This window comes from Sodalis sp. RH15 (assembly GCF_047324255.1).
Classification (GTDB): Bacteria; Pseudomonadota; Gammaproteobacteria; order Enterobacterales; family Enterobacteriaceae; genus Acerihabitans; species Acerihabitans ligni.
Map to the genome: position 1 here is coordinate 324488 of NZ_CP178738.1, position 20524 is coordinate 345011.

The 20524-nt window shown below is 55.0% G+C and carries 17 protein-coding genes; 7 read left to right on the plus strand and 10 right to left on the minus strand.

Going from position 1 to position 20524, the window contains the following annotated elements; translation table 11 throughout:
- Positions 1-80 precede the first annotated feature (80 nt).
- The 7 genes from ACL2XO_RS01505 to ACL2XO_RS01535 all read right to left on the minus strand — a co-directional run bounded on the left by ACL2XO_RS01505 (position 81) and on the right by ACL2XO_RS01535 (position 7769).
- Entirely contained in the window at positions 81-1340 is a 1260-nt protein-coding gene (locus tag ACL2XO_RS01505; RefSeq protein ID WP_132924054.1) for a valine--pyruvate transaminase, read from the minus strand.
- 91 nt (positions 1341-1431) lie between these two features.
- Positions 1432-2433 (minus strand): AI-2E family transporter, encoded by a 1002-nt coding sequence (locus ACL2XO_RS01510; RefSeq protein ID WP_132927929.1) that lies wholly within the window; start codon positions 2431-2433, stop codon positions 1432-1434.
- A 367-nt stretch (positions 2434-2800) separates the two neighbouring features.
- A complete protein-coding gene (ghrB, locus tag ACL2XO_RS01515; RefSeq protein WP_203524275.1) occupies positions 2801-3775 on the minus strand; it encodes a glyoxylate/hydroxypyruvate reductase GhrB in 975 nt (324 codons plus the stop codon).
- Positions 3776-3869: 94 nt separating this feature from the next.
- Positions 3870-5135 (minus strand): MFS transporter, encoded by a 1266-nt coding sequence (locus tag ACL2XO_RS01520; RefSeq protein WP_413726867.1) that lies wholly within the window; start codon positions 5133-5135, stop codon positions 3870-3872.
- Between the two features lie 150 nt (positions 5136-5285).
- On the minus strand, positions 5286-6029 hold the full coding sequence (locus tag ACL2XO_RS01525; protein ID WP_413742042.1) for a sugar phosphate isomerase/epimerase family protein: 744 nt from the start codon (positions 6027-6029) through the stop codon (positions 5286-5288).
- Positions 6030-6152: 123 nt separating this feature from the next.
- A complete protein-coding gene (locus ACL2XO_RS01530; protein WP_413742043.1) occupies positions 6153-7187 on the minus strand; it encodes a LacI family DNA-binding transcriptional regulator in 1035 nt (344 codons plus the stop codon).
- Positions 7188-7337: 150 nt separating this feature from the next.
- Positions 7338-7769 carry an N-acetyltransferase gene (locus ACL2XO_RS01535; protein ID WP_413742044.1) on the minus strand — a complete coding sequence of 144 codons (432 nt, stop codon included), beginning with the start codon at positions 7767-7769 and terminating at the stop codon, positions 7338-7340.
- Positions 7770-8027: 258 nt separating this feature from the next.
- On the opposite strand from ACL2XO_RS01535, the gene glyQ reads away from it, so the two are divergent.
- From glyQ to ACL2XO_RS01565, 6 genes are all read left to right on the plus strand, one after another.
- Positions 8028-8942 carry a glycine--tRNA ligase subunit alpha gene (gene glyQ, locus ACL2XO_RS01540; RefSeq protein ID WP_132924048.1) on the plus strand — a complete coding sequence of 305 codons (915 nt, stop codon included), beginning with the start codon at positions 8028-8030 and terminating at the stop codon, positions 8940-8942.
- A gap of 9 nt (positions 8943-8951) precedes the next feature.
- Entirely contained in the window at positions 8952-11021 is a 2070-nt protein-coding gene (gene glyS, locus ACL2XO_RS01545; RefSeq protein ID WP_413742045.1) for a glycine--tRNA ligase subunit beta, read from the plus strand.
- 571 nt (positions 11022-11592) lie between these two features.
- The gene (locus ACL2XO_RS01550; RefSeq protein WP_203524312.1) at positions 11593-12309 is read left to right on the plus strand and encodes a DUF3053 domain-containing protein; all 717 of its coding nucleotides are present in this window, start codon (positions 11593-11595) and stop codon (positions 12307-12309) included.
- A 537-nt stretch (positions 12310-12846) separates the two neighbouring features.
- Positions 12847-14781 (plus strand): PTS mannitol transporter subunit IICBA, encoded by a 1935-nt coding sequence (locus tag ACL2XO_RS01555; protein WP_413742046.1) that lies wholly within the window; start codon positions 12847-12849, stop codon positions 14779-14781.
- Between the two features lie 74 nt (positions 14782-14855).
- Complete coding sequence (locus ACL2XO_RS01560; RefSeq protein WP_413742047.1) at positions 14856-16004, plus strand: mannitol-1-phosphate 5-dehydrogenase; 1149 nt, start codon at positions 14856-14858, stop codon at positions 16002-16004.
- Positions 16005-16062: 58 nt separating this feature from the next.
- Complete coding sequence (locus ACL2XO_RS01565) at positions 16063-16611, plus strand: MltR family transcriptional regulator (RefSeq protein WP_132924044.1); 549 nt, start codon at positions 16063-16065, stop codon at positions 16609-16611.
- 50 nt (positions 16612-16661) lie between these two features.
- Here ACL2XO_RS01565 and sodA read toward each other — a convergent pair whose 3' ends face one another.
- The 3 genes from sodA to ACL2XO_RS01580 all read right to left on the minus strand — a co-directional run bounded on the left by sodA (position 16662) and on the right by ACL2XO_RS01580 (position 19257).
- Complete coding sequence (gene sodA / locus ACL2XO_RS01570) at positions 16662-17282, minus strand: superoxide dismutase [Mn] (RefSeq protein ID WP_132924043.1); 621 nt, start codon at positions 17280-17282, stop codon at positions 16662-16664.
- Positions 17283-17407: 125 nt separating this feature from the next.
- Positions 17408-18202: a formate dehydrogenase accessory sulfurtransferase FdhD gene (gene fdhD / locus ACL2XO_RS01575; RefSeq protein WP_413743017.1), complete on the minus strand. Its 795-nt coding sequence runs from the start codon at positions 18200-18202 to the stop codon at positions 17408-17410.
- Between the two features lie 125 nt (positions 18203-18327).
- Positions 18328-19257, minus strand: a complete 930-nt coding sequence (locus ACL2XO_RS01580; protein ID WP_203524285.1) for a LysR family transcriptional regulator — start codon at positions 19255-19257, stop codon at positions 18328-18330.
- 189 nt (positions 19258-19446) lie between these two features.
- On the opposite strand from ACL2XO_RS01580, the gene ACL2XO_RS01585 reads away from it, so the two are divergent.
- Positions 19447-20298 (plus strand): SDR family oxidoreductase, encoded by an 852-nt coding sequence (locus ACL2XO_RS01585; protein WP_413742048.1) that lies wholly within the window; start codon positions 19447-19449, stop codon positions 20296-20298.
- Positions 20299-20524 lie beyond the last annotated feature (226 nt).

Here is a 20524-nt window from a genome sequence, read left to right on the forward strand (position 1 = left end):
ATCCTATCCGAAGAGCTATTTGATGGGATGCGGCGCGGTTTTTGCGTTAAAGACAATCCTACGACGCTATTACCGACACATTATTCAGCGGCCGCTTCCCTGTGCGCCCGCTCCACTTCTTCCGCCAAAATGGCGATGCCCCTTTCGATTTTATCGGCCTCCGGGACATAATTCATGCGCATGCATTGATGAGCATGGGGCCAGTCCGGCTCAAGACCGGGGAAAAAATAGTGGCCCGGCACCATTAATACACCGCGCATTTTCAGCCGTTGATATAGCATCTCGGTGGTAATGGGCAGGTTTTGGAACCACAGCCATAAAAAAATGGCCCCCTCCGGTTTGTGGATCAGGCAGCGCTCCGGCGGCAGATAGCGCCGCAGCGTGGCGATAGTCTGCGTCACGCGCCGCTGGTAAAAAGGCCGAATGACGTCGGTGGCCAAAGACATCAGATCGCCACGGCGGATCATGGCGGCGGCCAGTGCCGGCCCAAGGCCGCCGGGGGCCAGGCTGATGATGCCGTTCATATTGCTGATGGCGGAAATCACCTCTTCATCGGCAATCACAATACCGCAGCGCACGCCGGGTAATCCCAGCTTAGACAGACTCATGCATAGAATGATATTGGAATTCCACAGCGGCGTGGCTTCGCTGAAGATAATACCCGGGAACGGCAGTCCATAGGCATTGTCGATTAATAAAGGAATATTGTGCTGTCGGGCCAGCTCATCCAGGCGCAGCAGCTCCTGGTCTGTAATCACGTTGCCGGTGGGGTTGGTGGGGCGAGAAACGCAAATCAGACCAATATCCTCACCCACCTGCAGATGCTCGAAATCAACATGGTATTTAAACTGGCCGTCCGGCAAGCGGGCAATGTTCGGCTTGGTTGAAACGAACATATCTTCTTCCAACCCGGCATCGGCATATCCCAGATATTCCGGCGCCAGCGGGAACAGCACCTTTTTCAGGCTGCCGTCTTGCGCTCGTCCCGCGAAAAGATTGAATAAATAGAAAAAAGCGCTCTGGCTGCCATTGGCCAGCGCAATATTTTTTTCGCTGACCGCCCAGCCGAGCTCCTGGCGCAGCAAGGCCGCCAACGCGGTCAGCAACACGTTTTTCCCCTGCGGACCGTCGTAATTGCATAATGCTTCGCCTAGGGTGCCTTCATCCAACATGGACCGGCAAAGATCATGAAAATATGTTTCCATCGCCGGAATGGCCGCAGGATTGCCCCCTCCGAGCATAATCGCCCCAGGGGTGCGCAGCCCGTCGTTCATATCGTCCATGAGCTGGGCAATGCCCGAATGGCGGGTGAATTTGGTTCCGAAAAGCGAAAAGGCCATGTTATTTATATGTTAAAAGTTGATGAGGGATGTGGTGATACCATACCGCCCTTGCTGCGCCAGGCAACCACTATTTAACGGCCGAAAAAAGTTAAATCAGGTCCAGGCTGCGCAGCTCGGTTTTAAGATAGGCGTAATAGATAGGCGCAGCCACCAGTCCCTCCAATCCAAAAGCGGCTTCGAATACCAGCATAGCCAATAGCAGCTCCCAGGATTTAGCCTGGATTCGGTTACCGACGATCTCCGCGTTGAGAAAATACTCCAGCTTGTGGATGAGTATCAGGTACAAAAGCATCACCCCGCCCACCGGCAAGGAGATTGATAGCGCCGAGATGATAAACATGAAATTTGAGATCAGGTTCCCGATTATCGGTAGTAAACCAAAAATAAACGTTGCCACCACCAGCGTCTTGGACAGCGGCAAATGAATTTTGAATAGGGGAAAGATAACAAAGATCAAAATGGACGTGAGGACAGTATTGACTAAAGACACCTTGATTTGCGCAAACACGATATTGCGAAAGGAGCTGGATAAATTCTGGATGCGCTGCAGCAGTTGTTCCCGAAAGTAGGTAGTGCGTCCGGACGGTTTGTTCAACGAAATGATGGCGCCGATAATCAAGCCAATCAGAATGGTGATAAAGCCATGCAGAAAGCTGCGCCCCATGTTCCTGATAGTGATGAGGTTTTTTTCCACCAGCGCGAACACTTCGTTTTTAAGCTCTTCGGCGCTTTCCGGCAGGAAAGCGGGGAAACTGGCGGGGATGCGGTTTTTGATGCCGGAAAAAATCCGGTTCGTTTCGGACGTTATATCAATGCCGCGCTGGATGTTCGAGGTCAGGAAGCTCACCAGGCTGACGATGGCGATGGTCAACACGATTACCACGACGGCGGCAATGATACTGACCACCAGCCATCTCGCCCTGGTACCGCCGATAAGGCGTTCAAACCAGGGTGTCATGGCGAAAATGATTTCATAGGCCAGGAAACCGGCGACAAAGCAGGGGAATAAATGCAGCGGGATGATGATGGCAATAAAAAAAATCATCAAAATATAGGTACTGATTTTTATATAGTCGTGACGGCTGGTCATCATAGTTCCTTGCTCAGTAGGTCCTTGCAAAACGCGTTGGTTCCATTCATATCGCTGTTAAAAGTAAAGCACATGCCTGCATAGCGGCAAAGGTCAATTTTCGCCGGCGGTAAAATCTGCGACCGGTCTTGCGCATCCCACGGGCATAGGGATGCCGCGGCAGCGCATATCATACGCTCTCGCGAGAAGTTCGTTAGCCGTTATTGTTTTGTTGCGGCACAAACGTGGGCGGATGCGGCCGGATGGCGCCTCGCAGCGATAAAGCAGACTCAGACTCAAAATACGGCCGGATGGCGCTCCTTCGCGATTTAACCCTGTCTGAGTGCGGTCGGGTAAGCGTCTTCCTGCGATATCCGACCGTTCAGGATTACTGGATAACCTGCGGATTGACGCAGTTTCGTTCCACTTTGCCGGTCAGGGCGGTAATAAGATTTTCCACCGCTGTAGCCGCCATGTCATAGCGTGTTTCATGGGTGGCGGAACCCACATGGGGCAATGCCACGACATTTGGCAAACGCAGCAGCGCGGAATCCGCAGGCAAGGGTTCGTGCTCAAAGACATCCAGGCCGGCGGCATGGATACGATGATTTTTCAGGGCGTCGATGAGGGCTTCCTCGTCCACCACCGGGCCGCGTCCGGCGTTAATCAAAATGGCGCTGGGTTTCATTTTCGCCAGCTGGTCGCGGCCGATCAAATGGTGGGTCTGTTCGTTCAGGGGCAAGGTGATGCAAACAAAATCGGACTCTGCCAGCAGGCTGTCTACATCACGATAGCCGGCGTTGAATCGCTGCTCCGCCTGCTCATGCCGATGGCGCGCGTTGTATAAAACCGGCATGGAAAATCCCCCGTGGGCCCGTTGCGCCAGGGCCATGCCAATGCGCCCCATGCCGATGATACCCAGCGTCTTGTGGTGGACATCGATGCCATACCAACTGGGATCCACGCTGTCGCGCCATTTGCCGGCTTTGGTGCGTTCAGCCAAATCAACCACCCGGCGTGCGGTGGACAATACCAGCGCCATCATCAAATCGGCCACCGTTTCAGTCAAGGCGTCCGGGGTATGCATCAGCGCGATACCGCGTGCGCTCATTTCTTCCACGTCGAATTGATCGTAGCCCGCCGATATCGTGGAGGCGACCTTAAGGCTGGGCAGCAGGTTCAATCGCTGCTTATCGAATTTGCCGCCTGAACCGATGATTCCTTGCGCTTTCTGCAGTACCTGAGCATATTTTTTGCAATTTTCTTCGCTTAATCCCTCAAACTCTGTCACCGCAAAATGCGTATCCAAGCGTTGACGCAGATCTTCAGGTAATGTTTTATAGGCAACAACAACAGGTTTCATCCTCTTTCCCCTTTCAGCGATATGTTTTATACCCTTCGGGTATACAGAAAGCAGCATAACAGTTTTGCCGGTGAACGAAATAGCCGCCGCCCCGCTAGGCCGTTTGCGGCTGCGTATTCTGCGCCGGTTTGACTATCAGCGTTAACCATACCGAAACCAGCAGGGCTATGGCCATAAACATATAGGATGCCGATGGCGAACCGGTGGCGCCGTTAAGATATCCCACCACCCAGGAGCCGACAAACGAACCGAGGGCTCCCATGCTATTGATAAGCGCCATTGCCCCGCCGGAAACGTTGCGCGGCAGCATTTCGGGCACGATGGCGAAAAATGGACCATACGGGGCGTACATAGCGGCGCCCGCAATGACCAATAATGTATATGAGCCCCAGAAATGATGAGCGCCCAGCATATAGGAAGACAAAAATGCCAAGGCGCCGATCAAAAGCAGCGGCCAAACAAAGATTTTTCTTTTCTGCAGCTTATCCGACGCCCATGACACGAGAATCATGGCGATAGTGGCCGCCAGATAAGGCACCGCCGACAGCCAGCCGGCCTGAACCATACCCATCTCCATTCCGTTGCGCAAAATGGACGGCAGCCATAATACGAAGCCGTAAACACCGATGCTCCAGGCGAAATATTGAATACTCAGAATAATGACATTACGGGAGCGAAACGCCTCAGCGTAATTATGAACCGCTTTTATACCCTCTTGTTCTTTTAACAGCTGCTGTTGCAAAGCCTGCTTTTCACTCTCGGACAGCCACTTTGCCTGAGCGGGTTTATCCTGCACCATAAACCACCAGCAGAACGCCCAGATAATGGCGGGAGCGCCTTCGAGAATAAACATTTCGCGCCAGCCGAAGGAGTTAATCAGGTAGCCGGATAACACCGACATCCACAGTACCGTTACCGGATTACCGAGGATAAGGAAGGTATTGGCCCGTGAGCGTTCGGATTTGGTGAACCAGTTACTGATATAAATCAGCAGCGCCGGCATGACCGCGGCTTCAACCACCCCCAGCGCGAATCGAATCACCATCAACATCGGGATATTGCTGACGATGCCGGTCAGAGAGGCGCAGCCGCCCCAGAGCAGCAGGCACCAGAAAATCAGCTTTTTTACGCTGCGTCGTTCCGCATAGATGGCTCCCGGTATCTGGAAAAAGAAATAACCCAGGAAGAACAACGCCCCCAGAAGGGATGAAATGGTTTTGGTAATGCCCAGATCGTCATTTATGCCTGCCGCGGAGGCGAAACTGAAATTAGCCCGATCGAGATATGCCAGACTGTAACTGATAAAGACAATCGGCATAATATACCACCAGCGCTTTGGTGCTATTTTCGCTATGCTCATCATGTTTCCTTAGTAAGGTAAGGTAGACAATTCCATTCACGGACAATCGTTTACTGGTTTATTGCAAGCGGGGCGGCTGCCCTCATCGAAAAAATGTAAATACGACCGTATGGTATCGGTTCCATTTGGGTCATTGCCTATTCGCCGCGCTTATTGCAACAAGCTGACGAAACGGCGGGTAACGGCGACCAAATCTTCTCCTTGCAACGGGAATTCAATACCGCGCGGGACGCTGTCCGGCAGCGCGGCCAGTAACTGCCGCCAGTTCTGCGCGCTGGCGTCAGGGGGCACGGCGCGCCAGCCGCCGTTTGCTTCAACCGCCGTTTTGACGTGTATATAACCCACATGGGCCGCCAGGATCCGGGCGGCCTCAAGCGCCCCCTGGCCGACCCAATGCCAGTTGCCCATATCAAAGGTCATATTAATGGGAGGCCCTGTGCCGGCCGACCGTTGGAAAAATGCCGTCAGCGGAGCCAGCGTTCCGCATTCGGTCTGATCGTTTTCCACCGTTAACGCGACTTGTCGCCCCGCCGGGAATGTCGCCAGAGGGGTAAGATCGGCAGCGGCGGAAAAATGGCCTAATGATAATTTTAGCCGCTCGGCGCCAAGTTGATTCGCTTCGGCAAATAAACGCGGCAGCTGGGTATTGAGCGAACCGTCAGGGGTAAACAGGGCTTCCGGCGCGGAATAAAAACAGCGTAATCCATAGCCGGCGATGGCCTGCCGTAATTCCGGCAGGCGCTTCAGGTCGGTTTGGGTCAGAAGTTCCCGGCGTATTTCCACGCCGGCCGCGCCGGATTGGGCGATGATAGGCAATAGCGGGCGCTGGCCGCCCAGGGCCGAGACGGTAGCATTGCCATATGCGGCGGTGACCACGAAAATATCGTGTTTCATCCTAACTCCTCGGCGGTTGCATTTCCCAGCTATGATTCAACGTTAGATGGGACCGGTTCCATTGAGAAGCTTGATAGGCAAAATTTATGATCATAATCACGAATTAAAGCCCGCTTTTGCCCGCTAGCGAGTGGTTGAGCCGCGTACGATCAGCTTGCCGCTGAACGCCTGTTCGCTTATAGGCTCGTCGGCGCCCTGGATCCGTTTCAACAGCTGTTCGAGGGCGGCATAGCCGATTTGATAAGTAGGCTGTTGGAACGTGGTGATGCCGACCCCCGCCAGTTCCGCCCAGGCCAGCTCATCGAAGCCAAGCAGGCCGATATCGCTGCCCCAGCGCAGATCCAGGCGACGCAAGGTGCGGGCGATTTGCAGCGTCAAGGCGCCATTGGCCGATAATATGGCCTTGCGCATTCCGCGATGGTGATGATTGAACTTCTGCAGGATGGTGTCCAATGCGGCATTGTCGTCCAGTGCGCTTTCCGCCTCCTCGGCCACAAGGTCGGGATGCGCCGCCATGCTATCGCGGAACGCCTGTAAACGTTCAATCCGGGTATTTACCGCGCCCAGTGGTTCGCTGAGAAACAGGATGGCTTCAAATCCCTGCTGAATCAGATGCTCAGTGGCGAGGATGGCCGCCTCACGATTGTCCAGCCCCACCACATCGCAGGAGAAACCGGGAATTTTACGATCAATCAGCACCATCGGCAGGGAAGATTGCTGCAGCATGCCGAGAGCGTCTTCATGCATCCCTACGGCGTTCACCACGATGCCTTCCACCTGGTAGCCGTTGAGCAGCTGCAAATAATGGCGTTCCTGATTAACCTCATTATTGGTGTTGCATACCAGCAGGGTGAAGCCGTGCTGGCGACAGGCGGCCTCTATGCCGCGCATCACCTCGACGGAGTAGGGATTGGTGATATCGGCGATAATCAGGCCGACAAGCCCGGTCTGGCCGCCTTTAAGACTGCGGGCCATCTGGCTGGGACGATAATTCAATTGGATAATGGCCGCTTCGATACGCTGTTTCATATCGTCGGAAAGCCGGTGATACTCACCGTTCAGGTAACGGGATACGCTGGTTTTGCCGCTGTTCGCGGCCTTGGCAACATCGCTGATGGTGGCGCGTGCCGGCGCGAAGGAGCCCTTCTTGCGGTTCAATGCTCAACTCTCCCGGTATAAAAAAAACGCTTATCCAATGGATCCGTTATAATGCGGGATCGGCGGGATTCGCGCCAGCATACCCGTCATCTTTCAAATTACAGCTGTGTTGGTTTTGTTACTCAGCTCATCCATGAGCGGGACAATCATTCAGTCTTCACGCCATTGCAGCGTCAATATGCGATGGCCGGTTTCAACGCTGAAAGCGCTGCCGATTTCCCGAAAGCCCTGCCGGTAATAAAAGGCGCGCGCCGGACGGTTCAATCGGTATACTTCCAATGACAGCACCGGATAATGCTGTTTGGCCTTTTCCATCAGCGCGCTGCCGATACCCTGGCGATAATAAGCCGGGGATACAAAGATCGCGCCGATGAATTGATCCATCAGCACGCTGATAAAACCGGTAAGTCTGCCGCCGCGTTCATCCACCCAGCTTACGGATTGCGGCAGATACTCATCCCGCACCAAGGGCAGGCTCTCCACCCAATAATCGCTGTGGATAAAGGGATGCGCCCGGATAGTGCTCTCCAGCCAGAGGTCCAGCAGGGGCGGCATATCCGCGGATTGAAAGGGCCGGATCATCCTGCCGCCTGCCGGTAAAAGGCCGCGCCGGGGCCGTTAAAAGCCGTTTTGGCCGGGCCGGGCCGGCTCTCGATAACCTTTGCCACTTTTCAACCTCCTCCCCGTCGTGGAATAGATTTCGACACAGACAATAATAAGCGGTATCTAATGCGGCCATGAGATTGACACTTGTTACCGCATTCGGGCTGTATATCTTACCGCCAGAGGGTATACTGGCGCATTCTTAATAAATCCACTTTTATCGCGTGCGAATTCAACATGCAAAAGTTTGATCCCAAGACCTTTCAGGGCCTGATCCTGACATTGCAGGATTACTGGGCGCGCCAGGGCTGTACCATTGTCCAACCGCTGGATATGGAAGTCGGCGCGGGTACTTCCCACCCTATGACCTGCCTGCGGGCGCTGGGTCCAGAGCCCATCGCCGCCGCTTACGTCCAGCCCTCCCGCCGTCCCACCGACGGCCGGTACGGTGAGAATCCGAACCGTTTACAGCACTATTACCAATTTCAGGTCATCATCAAGCCCTCGCCGGATAATATCCAGGAGCTGTATCTCGGTTCGCTGAAAGAGGTCGGGCTGGATCCCACCATCAACGATATCCGCTTCGTCGAAGACAACTGGGAGAATCCGACGCTGGGCGCCTGGGGTCTTGGCTGGGAAGTGTGGCTCAACGGCATGGAAGTCACCCAGTTCACCTACTTTCAGCAGGTGGGCGGGCTGGAGTGCCGTCCGGTAACCGGTGAAATCACCTACGGCCTGGAGCGCCTTGCCATGTATCTGCAAGGGGTGGACAGCGTTTACGATCTGACCTGGAGCAATGGCCCGCTGGGCAAGACGACCTATGGCGACGTATTCCATCAAAACGAAGTGGAACAGTCCACCTACAACTTTGAATACGCCGATGTCGATTTTCTGTTCGTCTGCTTTGATCAATACGAAAAAGAAGCGCAGAAGCTGCTGGCCCTGGATCAGCCGCTGCCGCTGCCGGCCTATGAACGCATTTTGAAGGCGGCGCACAGCTTTAACCTGCTGGATGCCCGCAAGGCCATATCGGTTACCGAACGCCAGCGTTATATCCTGCGCATCCGCACGCTGACCAAAGCCGTCGCCGAAGCGTATTACGCTTCCCGTGAAGCGCTGGGTTTCCCGATGTGTAAAAAGAACGAGAAATAAGAGGCAGCCATGACGCAACATACTTTTTTGGCGGAAATCGGCACGGAAGAGCTGCCGCCGAAGGCGCTTCGCCAGCTGGCGCAGTCTTTTGCCACTTTGTTTACCGCCGAGCTTGACGGCGCCAACCTGCCCCACGGCGAGGTTAAATGGTTCGCCTCCCCCCGCCGCCTGGCGCTCAAGGTAAGCGACCTGGGCGCCGCCCAGGCAGACAGCGAAATTGAAAAGCGCGGTCCCGCCGTTTCCCAGGCGTTCGACGCCGCGGGCAATGCCACCAAGGCGGCCGAGGGCTGGGCGCGCGGCTGCGGCATTACCGTTGAACAGGCTGAACGCCAGAAAACCGATAAAGGGGAGTGGCTGCTCTACCGGGCGTCCGTTAAAGGCAAACCCGCGCAAGAACTGCTGCTGGGCATGGTGACCGCCGCCCTTGGCAAACTGCCTATTCCCCGCATGATGCGCTGGGGCGACAGCGATACGCAGTTTATCCGTCCGGTGCATACCGTTACGCTATTGCTGGACAGCGAACTGATCGCGGGGCGCGTGCTGGGCATTGAGTCAGGGCGCACCGTGCGTGGACACCGCTTTATGGGTGAAGCCGAATTCACTATCGATAACGCCGATCAATACCCCGCCTTACTGCTGGAACGCGGCAAGGTGATAGCCGACTACGAAGAGCGTAAAGCGATTATCAAACGGGACGCACAAGCGGCCGCCGCGCGCATCGGCGGCAAAGCCGATTTGACCGACAGTCTGCTGGAAGAGGTGACTTCTCTGGTGGAATGGCCGGTGGTGCTGACGGCGAAATTTGAAGAAAAATTCCTTGCGGTGCCCCCCGAGGCGCTGGTCTACACCATGAAAGGGGATCAGAAATATTTCCCGGTGTATGACGCGCAGGAAAAGCTGCTGCCGAATTTTATTTTTGTCTCCAATATCGCATCCATCGATCCCCGGCAGGTGATTTCCGGCAATGAGAAAGTGGTGCGGCCGCGCCTGGCGGATGCGGAATTTTTCTACAACACCGACCTGAAAACCCGGCTGCAAGACCGGCTGCCCCGTCTGGATACGGTATTGTTCCAGCAGCAGCTCGGCACCCTGCGCGATAAAAGCGACCGTATCGAATCCCTTTCCGGCTGGGTTGCCGGAAAGATTGGCGCGGATGCGGAACACGCCGCCCGCGCCGGCCTGCTGTCCAAATGCGACCTTGTGACCAATATGGTGGTTGAGTTCACCGATACCCAGGGCGTGATGGGCATGCACTATGCCCGCCACGACGGCGAGCCGGAAGACGTGGCGCTGGCGCTGAAAGAGCAGTACCAGCCGCGTTTTTCCGGAGATGCCCTGCCCTCCACGCCGGTCTCCTGCGCGGTGGCCATCGCGGAGAAGATGGATACCCTGGCCGGTATTTTCGGCATCGGCCAGCATCCCAAAGGCGATAAGGACCCCTTCGCCCTGCGCCGCGCGGCGCTTGGAGTGTTGCGTATCATTGTCGAAAAGCGCCTGCCCCTGGACTTGACGGCCCTGGCGGAGGAAGCGGCTCGCCAGTATGGTGAAAAACTCACTAATCCCCGCGTAGTAGAGGATGTGGTGGACTTTATGCTCGGCCGCTTTCGCGCCTGGTATCAGGAAGAGGGCCATAGCGTCGATACCATCCTGGCGGTGCTGGCCCGCCGGCCCACCCGCCCGGCGGATTTCGACGCCCGCGTACGTGGGGTAAGCTATTTCCGCACCCTGGACGCGGCGGCATCCCTGGCGGCCGCCAATAAACGCGTGTCTAACATCCTGGCCAAAGCCACCGACACCCTGAACGACGACGTGCGGGCCGCGGTGCTGAAAGACGCGGCGGAAATCCAGCTGGCAGCGCACCTCCAGGTGCTGCGCGATAAGCTTGAGCCGCTGTTTGCCGAGGGCCGTTACCAGGAAGCGCTGGTGGAGCTGGCCGCCCTGCGGGAGCCGGTAGACGCCTTTTTCGATAAGGTGATGGTCATGGATGAAAATGCCGAGGTGCGGGTCAATCGTCTTACGCTGCTCGACCAACTGCAAAAGCTGTTTTTGCGGGTGGCGGATATCTCGCTGCTGCAATAGCGTCTAGGCGCGCCCGGCGGTTTGCCGGGCGCGTACCTGACCATCATGCCTCATGACAAGATAGGCCTAAAAATAATCTATTTAGTTAGGGGCGACTATTTTGCCAAGATCAAAACATTGGCTATAAATAATGATGTTGATACTTTATCTATTCGAATAGTCAAACTGAAAATAATGAATTAATTGACGATTCCTCATTGAAAACCATTGTTTTTATTGAGTATGGGTTGTCAGCGGTATAACTTACTTACTGCAATATTATGAAAATTAAGGCTTGATGCTGATGAGGGAAATCATTGAAAGATAATACCTCCCTTAATATGCTGAACGGCCTTGAGTTTATCAATCAAGTCTGCATAGTCAATCAACAAAAAAAGTATGAAATATCACTCTCCATTATCCTAATAGCCGGTGCTATCCAATAGATGTTTTGCCCAATAGGTAATACTAAAGGACAGTTTTAGCGTATTTATTCCGCTAAAAGTGGGCTATCCTTATGCTGCTATGAGGATGCGGCGATTCGCAAACCAGAGTAAACCAGTGAAATATTTTACAGGAGTATTCGGTCATGATGTTAAGGGATAGACTGGCGCAGCTGCGCTATGCGCTGATGATTCCAGTATTGATGCTGCTGGCGGTGCAGATCACCGCCTGCGGCGATAAAGAGCCCGATCAACGTAAGGCATTCATTCAGTTTCTACAAACCACCGTGCTGCCGGGCGGTGAGCGCCTGCCCACCCTTAGCGACGATCAAAAAAAGCAGTTCGGGCCTTATACCAATGATTATCAGGTGCTGTTGACCTTTACCCAGCAATATACCCAGTCGGTGAATACCAGCCTGCTGCCGGTATTGGATCTTATTAGCCAGATCAGGGTTCCGCAGGATTATCTCACCCGCCGCCAGGATGTGCAGCAATCCGCCGCCGCCCTCAACGCACTGGCGCCGCAAATCGCGCAGCTGAAAAAACAGGCCGATGATGCTCGCGCGGGCCTTAAGCAGCCGGCTGATTTGAAAACGGTTTATGATCAGGCCTACGCCAAATTGGTGACGCAGCCGGTGCAAAAAGTGGCGCCGGTGATTGCCGCGGCGTCCACACTGTCGTCCACGCTGGTGCAGGTAGGTGATTTCCTCAATACGCAGGGTAATCAGGTGACCTTTGGCGCCAATGCGGTGTCATTTCCCAACCGGTTGCCGGCGACGCAGTATAATGAACTGATGAAGGGCCTGGAAAGTCAGTACCAACAGCTGGTGCAGGCCCAAAACAATGGCGGCGCCACCTTGCCCTGAGGCATAAGCGCCGGCTGGGTTTTGGCCGGCACGGCCGCAGATCCATCATATTGCTTTCCCTATCGGCATGACTTGCCCGGCAGATATTCTCGTCGCCGGGCGAGACATTTACCGGTAAGTTTCTTACAAAACCTTGTTTTGTTTTGCCAAGGCTGTCGCAAATTTACGCATATCAATGCCGCTATACCTGTTAACAAAATTTTTACTCACAAATAATTTGTGACTCAACTCACATTTATCAAACAAACTCTCCCCATAAAATAGTGATATGTATCACATTACTGTCCTTGTTAGCTTACTAAAAGTTAAATTGTGATTTATTTACAATGCTTATTTGTGATGTAAATCACTAATATAGGGTGCTTTAGGGGGGGTATCCAGTGATATTCCTCACACTTTAGTCCCGGTAGTACGCTTAACTAACTGAGCGTGGTAGAGTCGCGCTGCTTATAGAACTACTGACAGTTTGTGCAACACTGTCGCAACAATATTCACGCGCCCTTATTGTCTGGCGCGTATCAATAGGGGTGAGTTTTTATGTCTTCATCGGATATCAAGGTCAAAGTACAAAATTTTGGCCGTTTCCTCAGCAATATGGTTATGCCGAATATCGCAGCCTTTATTGCCTGGGGGATTATTACCGCACTGTTTATACCCACCGGGTGGACTCCAAACGCCACATTGGCCAAGCTGGTAGGCCCGATGATCACCTATCTGCTGCCGCTGTTAATCGGTTATACCGGTGGACGGCTGGCGGGCGGCGAACGTGGCGGCGTAGTGGGTGCCATTACCACCATGGGTGTGATTGCCGGCGCCGATATGCCCATGTTCCTGGGCTCCATGATTGCCGGTCCTTTGGGCGGCTGGGCCATTAAGCGCTTTGACCGCGCGGTGGACGGCAAAATCAAGAGCGGCTTCGAGATGTTGGTTAACAACTTCTCAGCCGGTATCATCGGCATGATATTGGCCATCCTGTCATTCCTGCTGATCGGGCCGTTCGTTGAAATCATTTCCCATTTCCTGTCCGCCGGCGTAAACCTGATGGTTCGCCACGATTTGCTGCCGTTGGCGTCCATCTTTGTGGAACCGGGCAAGATCCTGTTTTTGAATAACGCCATCAATCACGGTATCTTCTCACCGTTGGGTATTCAGCAGGCTACCGCTACTGGCAAATCCATATTCTTCCTGATTGAAGCCAATCCCGGTCCGGGCATGGGCGTTTTGACCGCCTATATGATATTCGGGCGCGGAACCGCTAAACAATCAGCCGGCGGTGCGGCCATCATCCATTTCCTGGGTGGTATCCACGAAATCTACTTCCCTTACGTCCTGATGAACCCGCGCCTGCTGCTGGCGGTAATCCTTGGCGGTATGACCGGCGTATTCACCCTGGGCCTGCTGCACGGCGGCCTGGTGTCTCCGGCATCTCCGGGTTCCATCCTGGCGGTGCTGGCCATGACGCCCAGAGGGTCGTACTTTGCCAACATCTCCGCGGTAGTCGCCGCCTTTGCCGTCTCCTTTGTTATTTCGTGTATTCTGCTCAAGAGCACCAAAGCGAAAGAAGGGGATGATCTGGATGAAGCGACCCGTCGTGTGAAAGACATGAAAGCCCAGTCCAAAGGCATGGCCGCTCCGGTTACCGCCGGCGCCACCGGCGACCTGAGCTCGGTACGTAAAATCATCGTTGCCTGCGATGCCGGTATGGGTTCCAGCGCCATGGGCGCCGGTGTTCTGCGTAAGAAGGTGAATGAGGCCGGGCTGAAAAATATCAGCGTGACCAATGCCGCCATCAACGACCTGCCTGAAGATGTGGACCTGGTGATTACCCACCGTGATCTGACCGAGCGCGCTATGCGTCATGCTCCGCAGGCCCAGCATATTTCCCTGACCAACTTCCTCGACAGCGGCCTGTATACCGATCTGACGGCCCGCCTGGTAGCGGTGCAAAAGACCGATGCGAAGCAGCAAAAAGTCCTGTCGACCCTGGATGACAGCTTTGAGGGCAGCGAACAGAATCTGTTCCGTCTTACCGAAGCCAATATCTTCCTGGGACAGCATGCCGATCAGAAAGAGCAGGCCATCCGCTTCGCCGGTGAACAGCTGGTGAAAGGCGGCTATGTCCAACCCGAGTATGTTGATGCCATGCTGGAACGTGAAAAGCTGACCTCTACCTACCTGGGTGAATCCATTGCCGTTCCCCATGGTACCATCGAAGCCAAAGATAAGGTGTTACGCACCGGCGTCGTATTCTGCCAATATCCGGACGGTGTCCGGTTCGGTGACGAAGAAGACGATGTCGCCCGCCTGGTCATCGGTATCGCGGCCAGAAACAATGAACATATCCAGGTCATCACCAGCCTGACCAACGCCCTGGATGATGAAACCGTCATTGCGCGGTTAAGCACCACCACCAGCGTCGCTGAAGTGCTGGAGTTGCTGAAAGGCCAGAAGCCGGTCAGAAGCGCGTCGTAACGGATGGAACCGGTTGTATTTGAGAGGGGGCCGTCACGGCCCCTTTTTAGCTAAGAGAATCCAAGGTTAAATCTATGAAAGCATTACATTTCGGAGCAGGTAATATCGGTCGTGGATTCATCGGCAAGCTATTGGCCGATGCCGGGATTGAAGTGGTATTTGCGGACGTTAATCAGGTTGTGCTGGATGCGTTGAACGCGCGCCACGAATATGAAGTCCATGTCGTGGGTGAACAGTCTCGGGTCGAGATAGTGCGTAATGTCAGCGCCGTCCACAGCGGCAGCCCCGATGTGACGGCGTTAATCGCTACCGTGGATTTGGTGACCACTGCCATCGGCCCGCAGATTCTTGAGCGTATAGCCGCAGGCGTCGCCAAAGGGCTGATACAGCGCCATGATGCGGGTAACGCCCGTCCGCTGAATATCATCGCCTGTGAAAACATGGTGCGCGGCACCAGCCAATTGAAGCAGCATGTGCTGAAAGCGCTGCCGGACCAGTACCATGACTGGGTCGGTCAGAACGTGGGTTTCGTTGATTCGGCGGTGGATCGCATCGTCCCGCCGGCCCAGGCCGGCAGCCAGGATCCGCTGGCGGTCACGGTTGAAACCTTCAGTGAATGGATTGTGGATAAGACCCAGTTCAAAGGCGAGCCGCCGGCCATTGCCGGTATGGAACGGACCGATAATCTGATGGCGTTTGTGGAACGCAAACTCTTCACATTAAATACCGGCCATGCCATTACCGCGTATCTGGGACAGCAGGCGGGACATAAAACCATTCGCGACGCCATTCTCGATCCGGCGATCCGCCAGGTGGTGAAGGGGGCGATGGAAGAAAGCGGCGCGGTGCTGATTAACCGTTACGGTTTCGATCCGGAAAAACATGCCGCTTACATCAATAAAATCCTGCAGCGTTTTGAAAATCCCTATCTGCACGACGATGTGGAACGCGTCGGCCGCCAGCCGCTGCGTAAGCTCAGTGCCGGCGATCGGTTAATCAAACCGTTGCGCGGCACGCTGGAATACGGCCTACGTCACGACAACCTGATGAAAGGTATCGCCGCTGCGATGCATTACCATAGCGAGCAGGATCCCCAGGCGCAGGAATGGGCGGCATTACTGGAAAAATCTGGGCCGGAGGCTGCTTTGGCGCAGGTTTCCGGTCTTGAAAAAGACAGTGAGGTGGTTGAGCAGGTGGTGACTATTTATAACGCCATGCAATGATGATCGAGACCCGGGGGTAAGGCCTGCCTCGTCCCCGGATTTTACATGGTGTTAGGTGATGACGGAAAATACGCAACTGCATGAAAATCAGGTTCTGGAACAGCTGAACGCCGGTACGACGGTGAGGGATCTGATGGAAGCGGCGGTGACTTTATTGGCTGAAGCGGTCAATATCCTGGTGCTTCAAATATTTCGCAAGGATGATTACGCGGTGAAGTATGCCGTGGAACCGCTATTGGTTGGCGCCGGGCCGCTGGGAGAACTGCCGGTGCGTTTGAAATTGGTTTATGCCCTGGGGGTTATCAGCCGGCAGGAATATGAAGATGCTGAGCTGCTGCTGGCTTTGCATGAGGCCTTGCAGGACGATCCCAAAGAGTACCGTTTTACCGATGATGAAATTCTCGGTCCGTTCAGCGAACTGCATTGCGTTACGGCGTTTCCGCCATTGCCGGATTTTTCCCGTGTGCCGGGGGACGATGCGCTGGTAAGAATGCAGCAGCAGCGCTATCAGCAGATTGTGCGCTCCACCATGGTGTTGTCCACCACCGAATATCTCGTGCGCATCAGCGCGAAAAAGGCCTTCACGGATAAACTGCTGTTAAAATAAAAAACCATCCCGCGGGATGGTTTTTTCATTAATCAGCCGATAAAGCGGCGTTATTTGGCTTCAGAGAAGCGCTTGGCCGCTTCGTCCCAGTTCACCACGCTCCAGAACGCTTTGATATAATCAGGACGGCGGTTCTGGTATTTCAGGTAATAAGCGTGTTCCCATACATCCAGGCCGATAATCGGATAGCCTGATGCGCCGGAAATCGCTTCGCCCATCAGCGGGCTGTCCTGATTGGCGGTTGAGACCACCGCCAGCTTATCGCCTTTTTTCACCAGCCAGGCCCAGCCGGAGCCGAAGCGGGTGGCGGCGGCTTTCTCAAAGGTTTCCTTGAAAGCGTCCACGGAACCGAAATCGCGTTCGATGGCGGTTTTCAATTCACCCTGAAGCTGGGTGCCCAATTTCAGGCCTTTCCAGAACAGGCTGTGATTGTAATGGCCGCCGCCGTTGTTGCGCAGCGGGGTTTTTTTGTCCGCCGGCAGCTGATCCAGTTTTGTGATCAGTTCGTCTACGGGCAGGTTGGCAAATTCAGGCAGGCTTTCGAGCGCGGCATTGGCATTATTGACATAGGTCTGATGATGCTTGGTGTGGTGGATTTCCATCGTTTGTTTGTCAAAATGCGGTTCTAAGGCGTCGTAAGCGTACGGCAAGGATGGCAGTGTATAGCTCATAGTTATCTTCTCCATTTTTGTGGTGCGGCACCCGGAATAAATGTTAGTGCCGCGTAAGCAATCCGATCATTATAGTTAATTAAACGTTTATGAAAACGTTTATCAGTCCCTTTTAAAGAACATGTTTAGCTTTTGCTATCCAGGATTCGCTCGGGATGGGTATAAATCGTCGCCCGGCCCGGCTTGCTGAAGCCCACCAGAGTAAGCCGGCACCGCTGCGCCACGTCAACCGCCAGCGCGGTGGCGGCCGAGACGGCGAACAGGATTTCCACGCCGCACATGGCGGATTTCTGCACCATTTCATAGCTGGCCCGGCTGGACACCAGCACCGCACCGGGCATGGCCCCGGCCCGCGCGCGATAGCCCAGCAGTTTATCCAGCGCCACGTGACGGCCCACATCCTCGCAGCCTAAGGTCAGTTCTCCCGCCGGCGTAATCCAGGCCGCCGCGTGGGTACAACCGGTGAGCCGCCCGATGGGCTGCACGCTTTTCAACTGGGCCAGCGCCTGGTCCAGTCTTTCCAGCGGCCAGGTCTGGGTGAACGGCAGCGGACTGATGGGCTTGGCGATTTCGTCCAGCTGTTCGACGCCGCACACGCCGCATCCGGTGCGGCCGGCCATGGCGCGGCGATGTTCCTTCAACGCCATGAATCGGCGGCTGGACAGCTCAATATGCACTTCCATACCGTTGCAGGCCTGCATCACATCCATGCCGTAGATTTCAGCGGGGTGATCGATAATGCCTTCCGAGAGGGAAAAGCCCAGGGCGAACTGCTCAAGCTCTTTCGGCGTCGCCATCATAACCACATGGGATATGCCGTTATACACCAGCGCCACCGGCACCTCTTCCGCCAGCCAGTCCGGTTCGGACCGGGTGAGCTGCCCGCGCTGGCGGACCGGACATTGCCTGAGGCCCGCCATGGCGGCGGGGTCGGTATCCTGTGGCGAAGAGATTTTATTCACGGCGGTTTACCCAGGTAGCGGACGAAAAAGCATGCCGCATTATTGTATCCTAAGGGCGCGGATGAAAAATATCCCCTAGTGCGTTATTCACGAAAGCGGTCCAGGAAGCCGGGCTGGGACGCAACCTCCTTTGCCATATCAATAAACGCCCGCAGTTTCGGCTGCGTTTGCGAACGCTGGGGAAAATAGAGGAACACCCCGCTGTCGCTGGGAATATATTCCCGCAATACGCTTTCCAGCCGTCCGGCGGCGTAATGGTGGCGCACTTCGTAATCGCTGACAAAGGCCAGCCCCAGGCCCTGCAGGGCAAACTCGATCAGCAGATTGCGGTCGTTTACGATAATACCGCCTTTCACATCCACCACAAAATCCCGCCGGCCGCTGCGAAATTCCCATCGGTGAACGATTCGGGACGTGACGAACCGATAACGAATGGCCTCATGGCGCAACAGGTCTTCCGGGATAACCGGACGACCCGCCCGGATGAAATACTCCGGCGTCGCCGCGACCGACCAGGAGATTTCAGGGGTCAGGCGAACCGCCACCATATCGCCCTCAACCGATTCTCCCAAACGAATGCCGGCGTCAAATCCTTCGGCAACGATATCCACCAATCCGTCGTCCAGGGAGATATCCAGCATGACCTCCGGATAAGCTTGCCTGAAGCGGGGAACGATGGCGTTGAACAGATAATCCGCGGTGTTATTGCGGGGGGCGGTCACCCGCAGGGTTCCCTGCGGCCGGTGGCGATAATGTTCAAGGGTCTCTATGGCCGACAGCATATCGGCCACCGCGGGACGCATTTGCCGGTACAGACTGTCGCCGGCTTCGGTCAGGGCGACCCGCCGGGTGGTTCGCTGGAATAACACTACGCCGTAACGGTGCTCGAGAACCCTGATGGCCTTGCTGACCGCGGTAGGAGTAACTCCCAGGCGCGCCGCCGCCTCGGTAAAGCTTTTCAGCTCGGCTACCGCCATAAAAGGGGTGATTCCATCCAGTTGATCGTTAAGCATAGATGCCGATTATAAACCTCAGGTTCAAAGCAGATGTAGCTTACTCGTCTATATCTCATTAATCCAGAGGACTAGCATAAGTCCCGACGGTTGATAACACCTCCATCTTACGTGGGCCGGCGGCGTTATTAATGGTTTTCGTCAGGAAGGGTGGTTTACGCCTGTTCCCCACATTTGCGGAGAAGAAATATGTCGACTTTAAGCTGGTTCATCACCGGAACCTCCAGTGGTTTCGGCCGTGCTTTGACCGAACAATTATTGGCCCGCGGCGATCGGGTGTTTGCCACCCTGCGCAAAACCGCCGCGCTGGATGATTTGAAAAGCCGCTATGAGAACACCCTGGCGGTGGCGCAGTTGGACGTAACCGATACCGCCGCCATACGGCGGGTGGTGAAAGAAGCCTTTGAGCGGTTCGGTAAAATTGATGTCGTGATAAACAACGCCGGTTTCGGCGTGGCCGGCGCCGCCGAAGAGGCCACCGACGAGCAAATCCGCCGGCAAATCGATACCAATGTTATCGGATCGGTTCAGGTCACCCGGGCCGCCTTACCCTATTTGCGCGCCCAGGGCGGGGGGCGGATTTTGCAGCTGTCCTCCATGGGAGGACAGCTCTCTTTCCCGGGCCTGAGTTTTTACCATTTGAGCAAGTGGGCGATTGAAGGTTTTTATGAGGCGGTGATTCCGGAAATCGCGCCCTTCAATATCCAGGTTACGCTTATTGAACCGGGTGTGGCCCCCACCGGTTTTGGCGGCGAAAACCTGTCCCGTACGCCGGTAATGGCGGTGTATGAACCGACGCCGGTGGGCGATTTCCGCCGCAGCGTTGCTGCGGGCGCCTTTTCCACTACCGGCGATGCCGGCAAAATGGTGGCGGCCATGATAGATTCCGTGTCGATCAATCCCGCGCCCAAACGTCTGGCCCTTGGCAGTGATGCCTTCGACATGATTGGCGCGGCGTTGGTAGGCCGGCTGGCGGACCTGTACAATCAGAAAGCGGTGGCATTATCAACGGACCGGGTTCCCCGGACGGACCCTTTTTAACCCGTGACGTTCTTCCCTGCCGGGTCGGCGAACATCCGCGGGCCGGATTTTTGCCATGGTTTTTAATCTGATATGATGTTAAAAATGCCGCTGCGCTTGAAAAGTGGCTATCCTTTTAATATGACAATGCTTTTAAAGTCGGCTTTTTTGCACTGTGCATTGTATACCCTAAATAATTCGAGTTGCAGGAAAGCCAACGCACCTGCAACTTGAAGTATGACGGGTA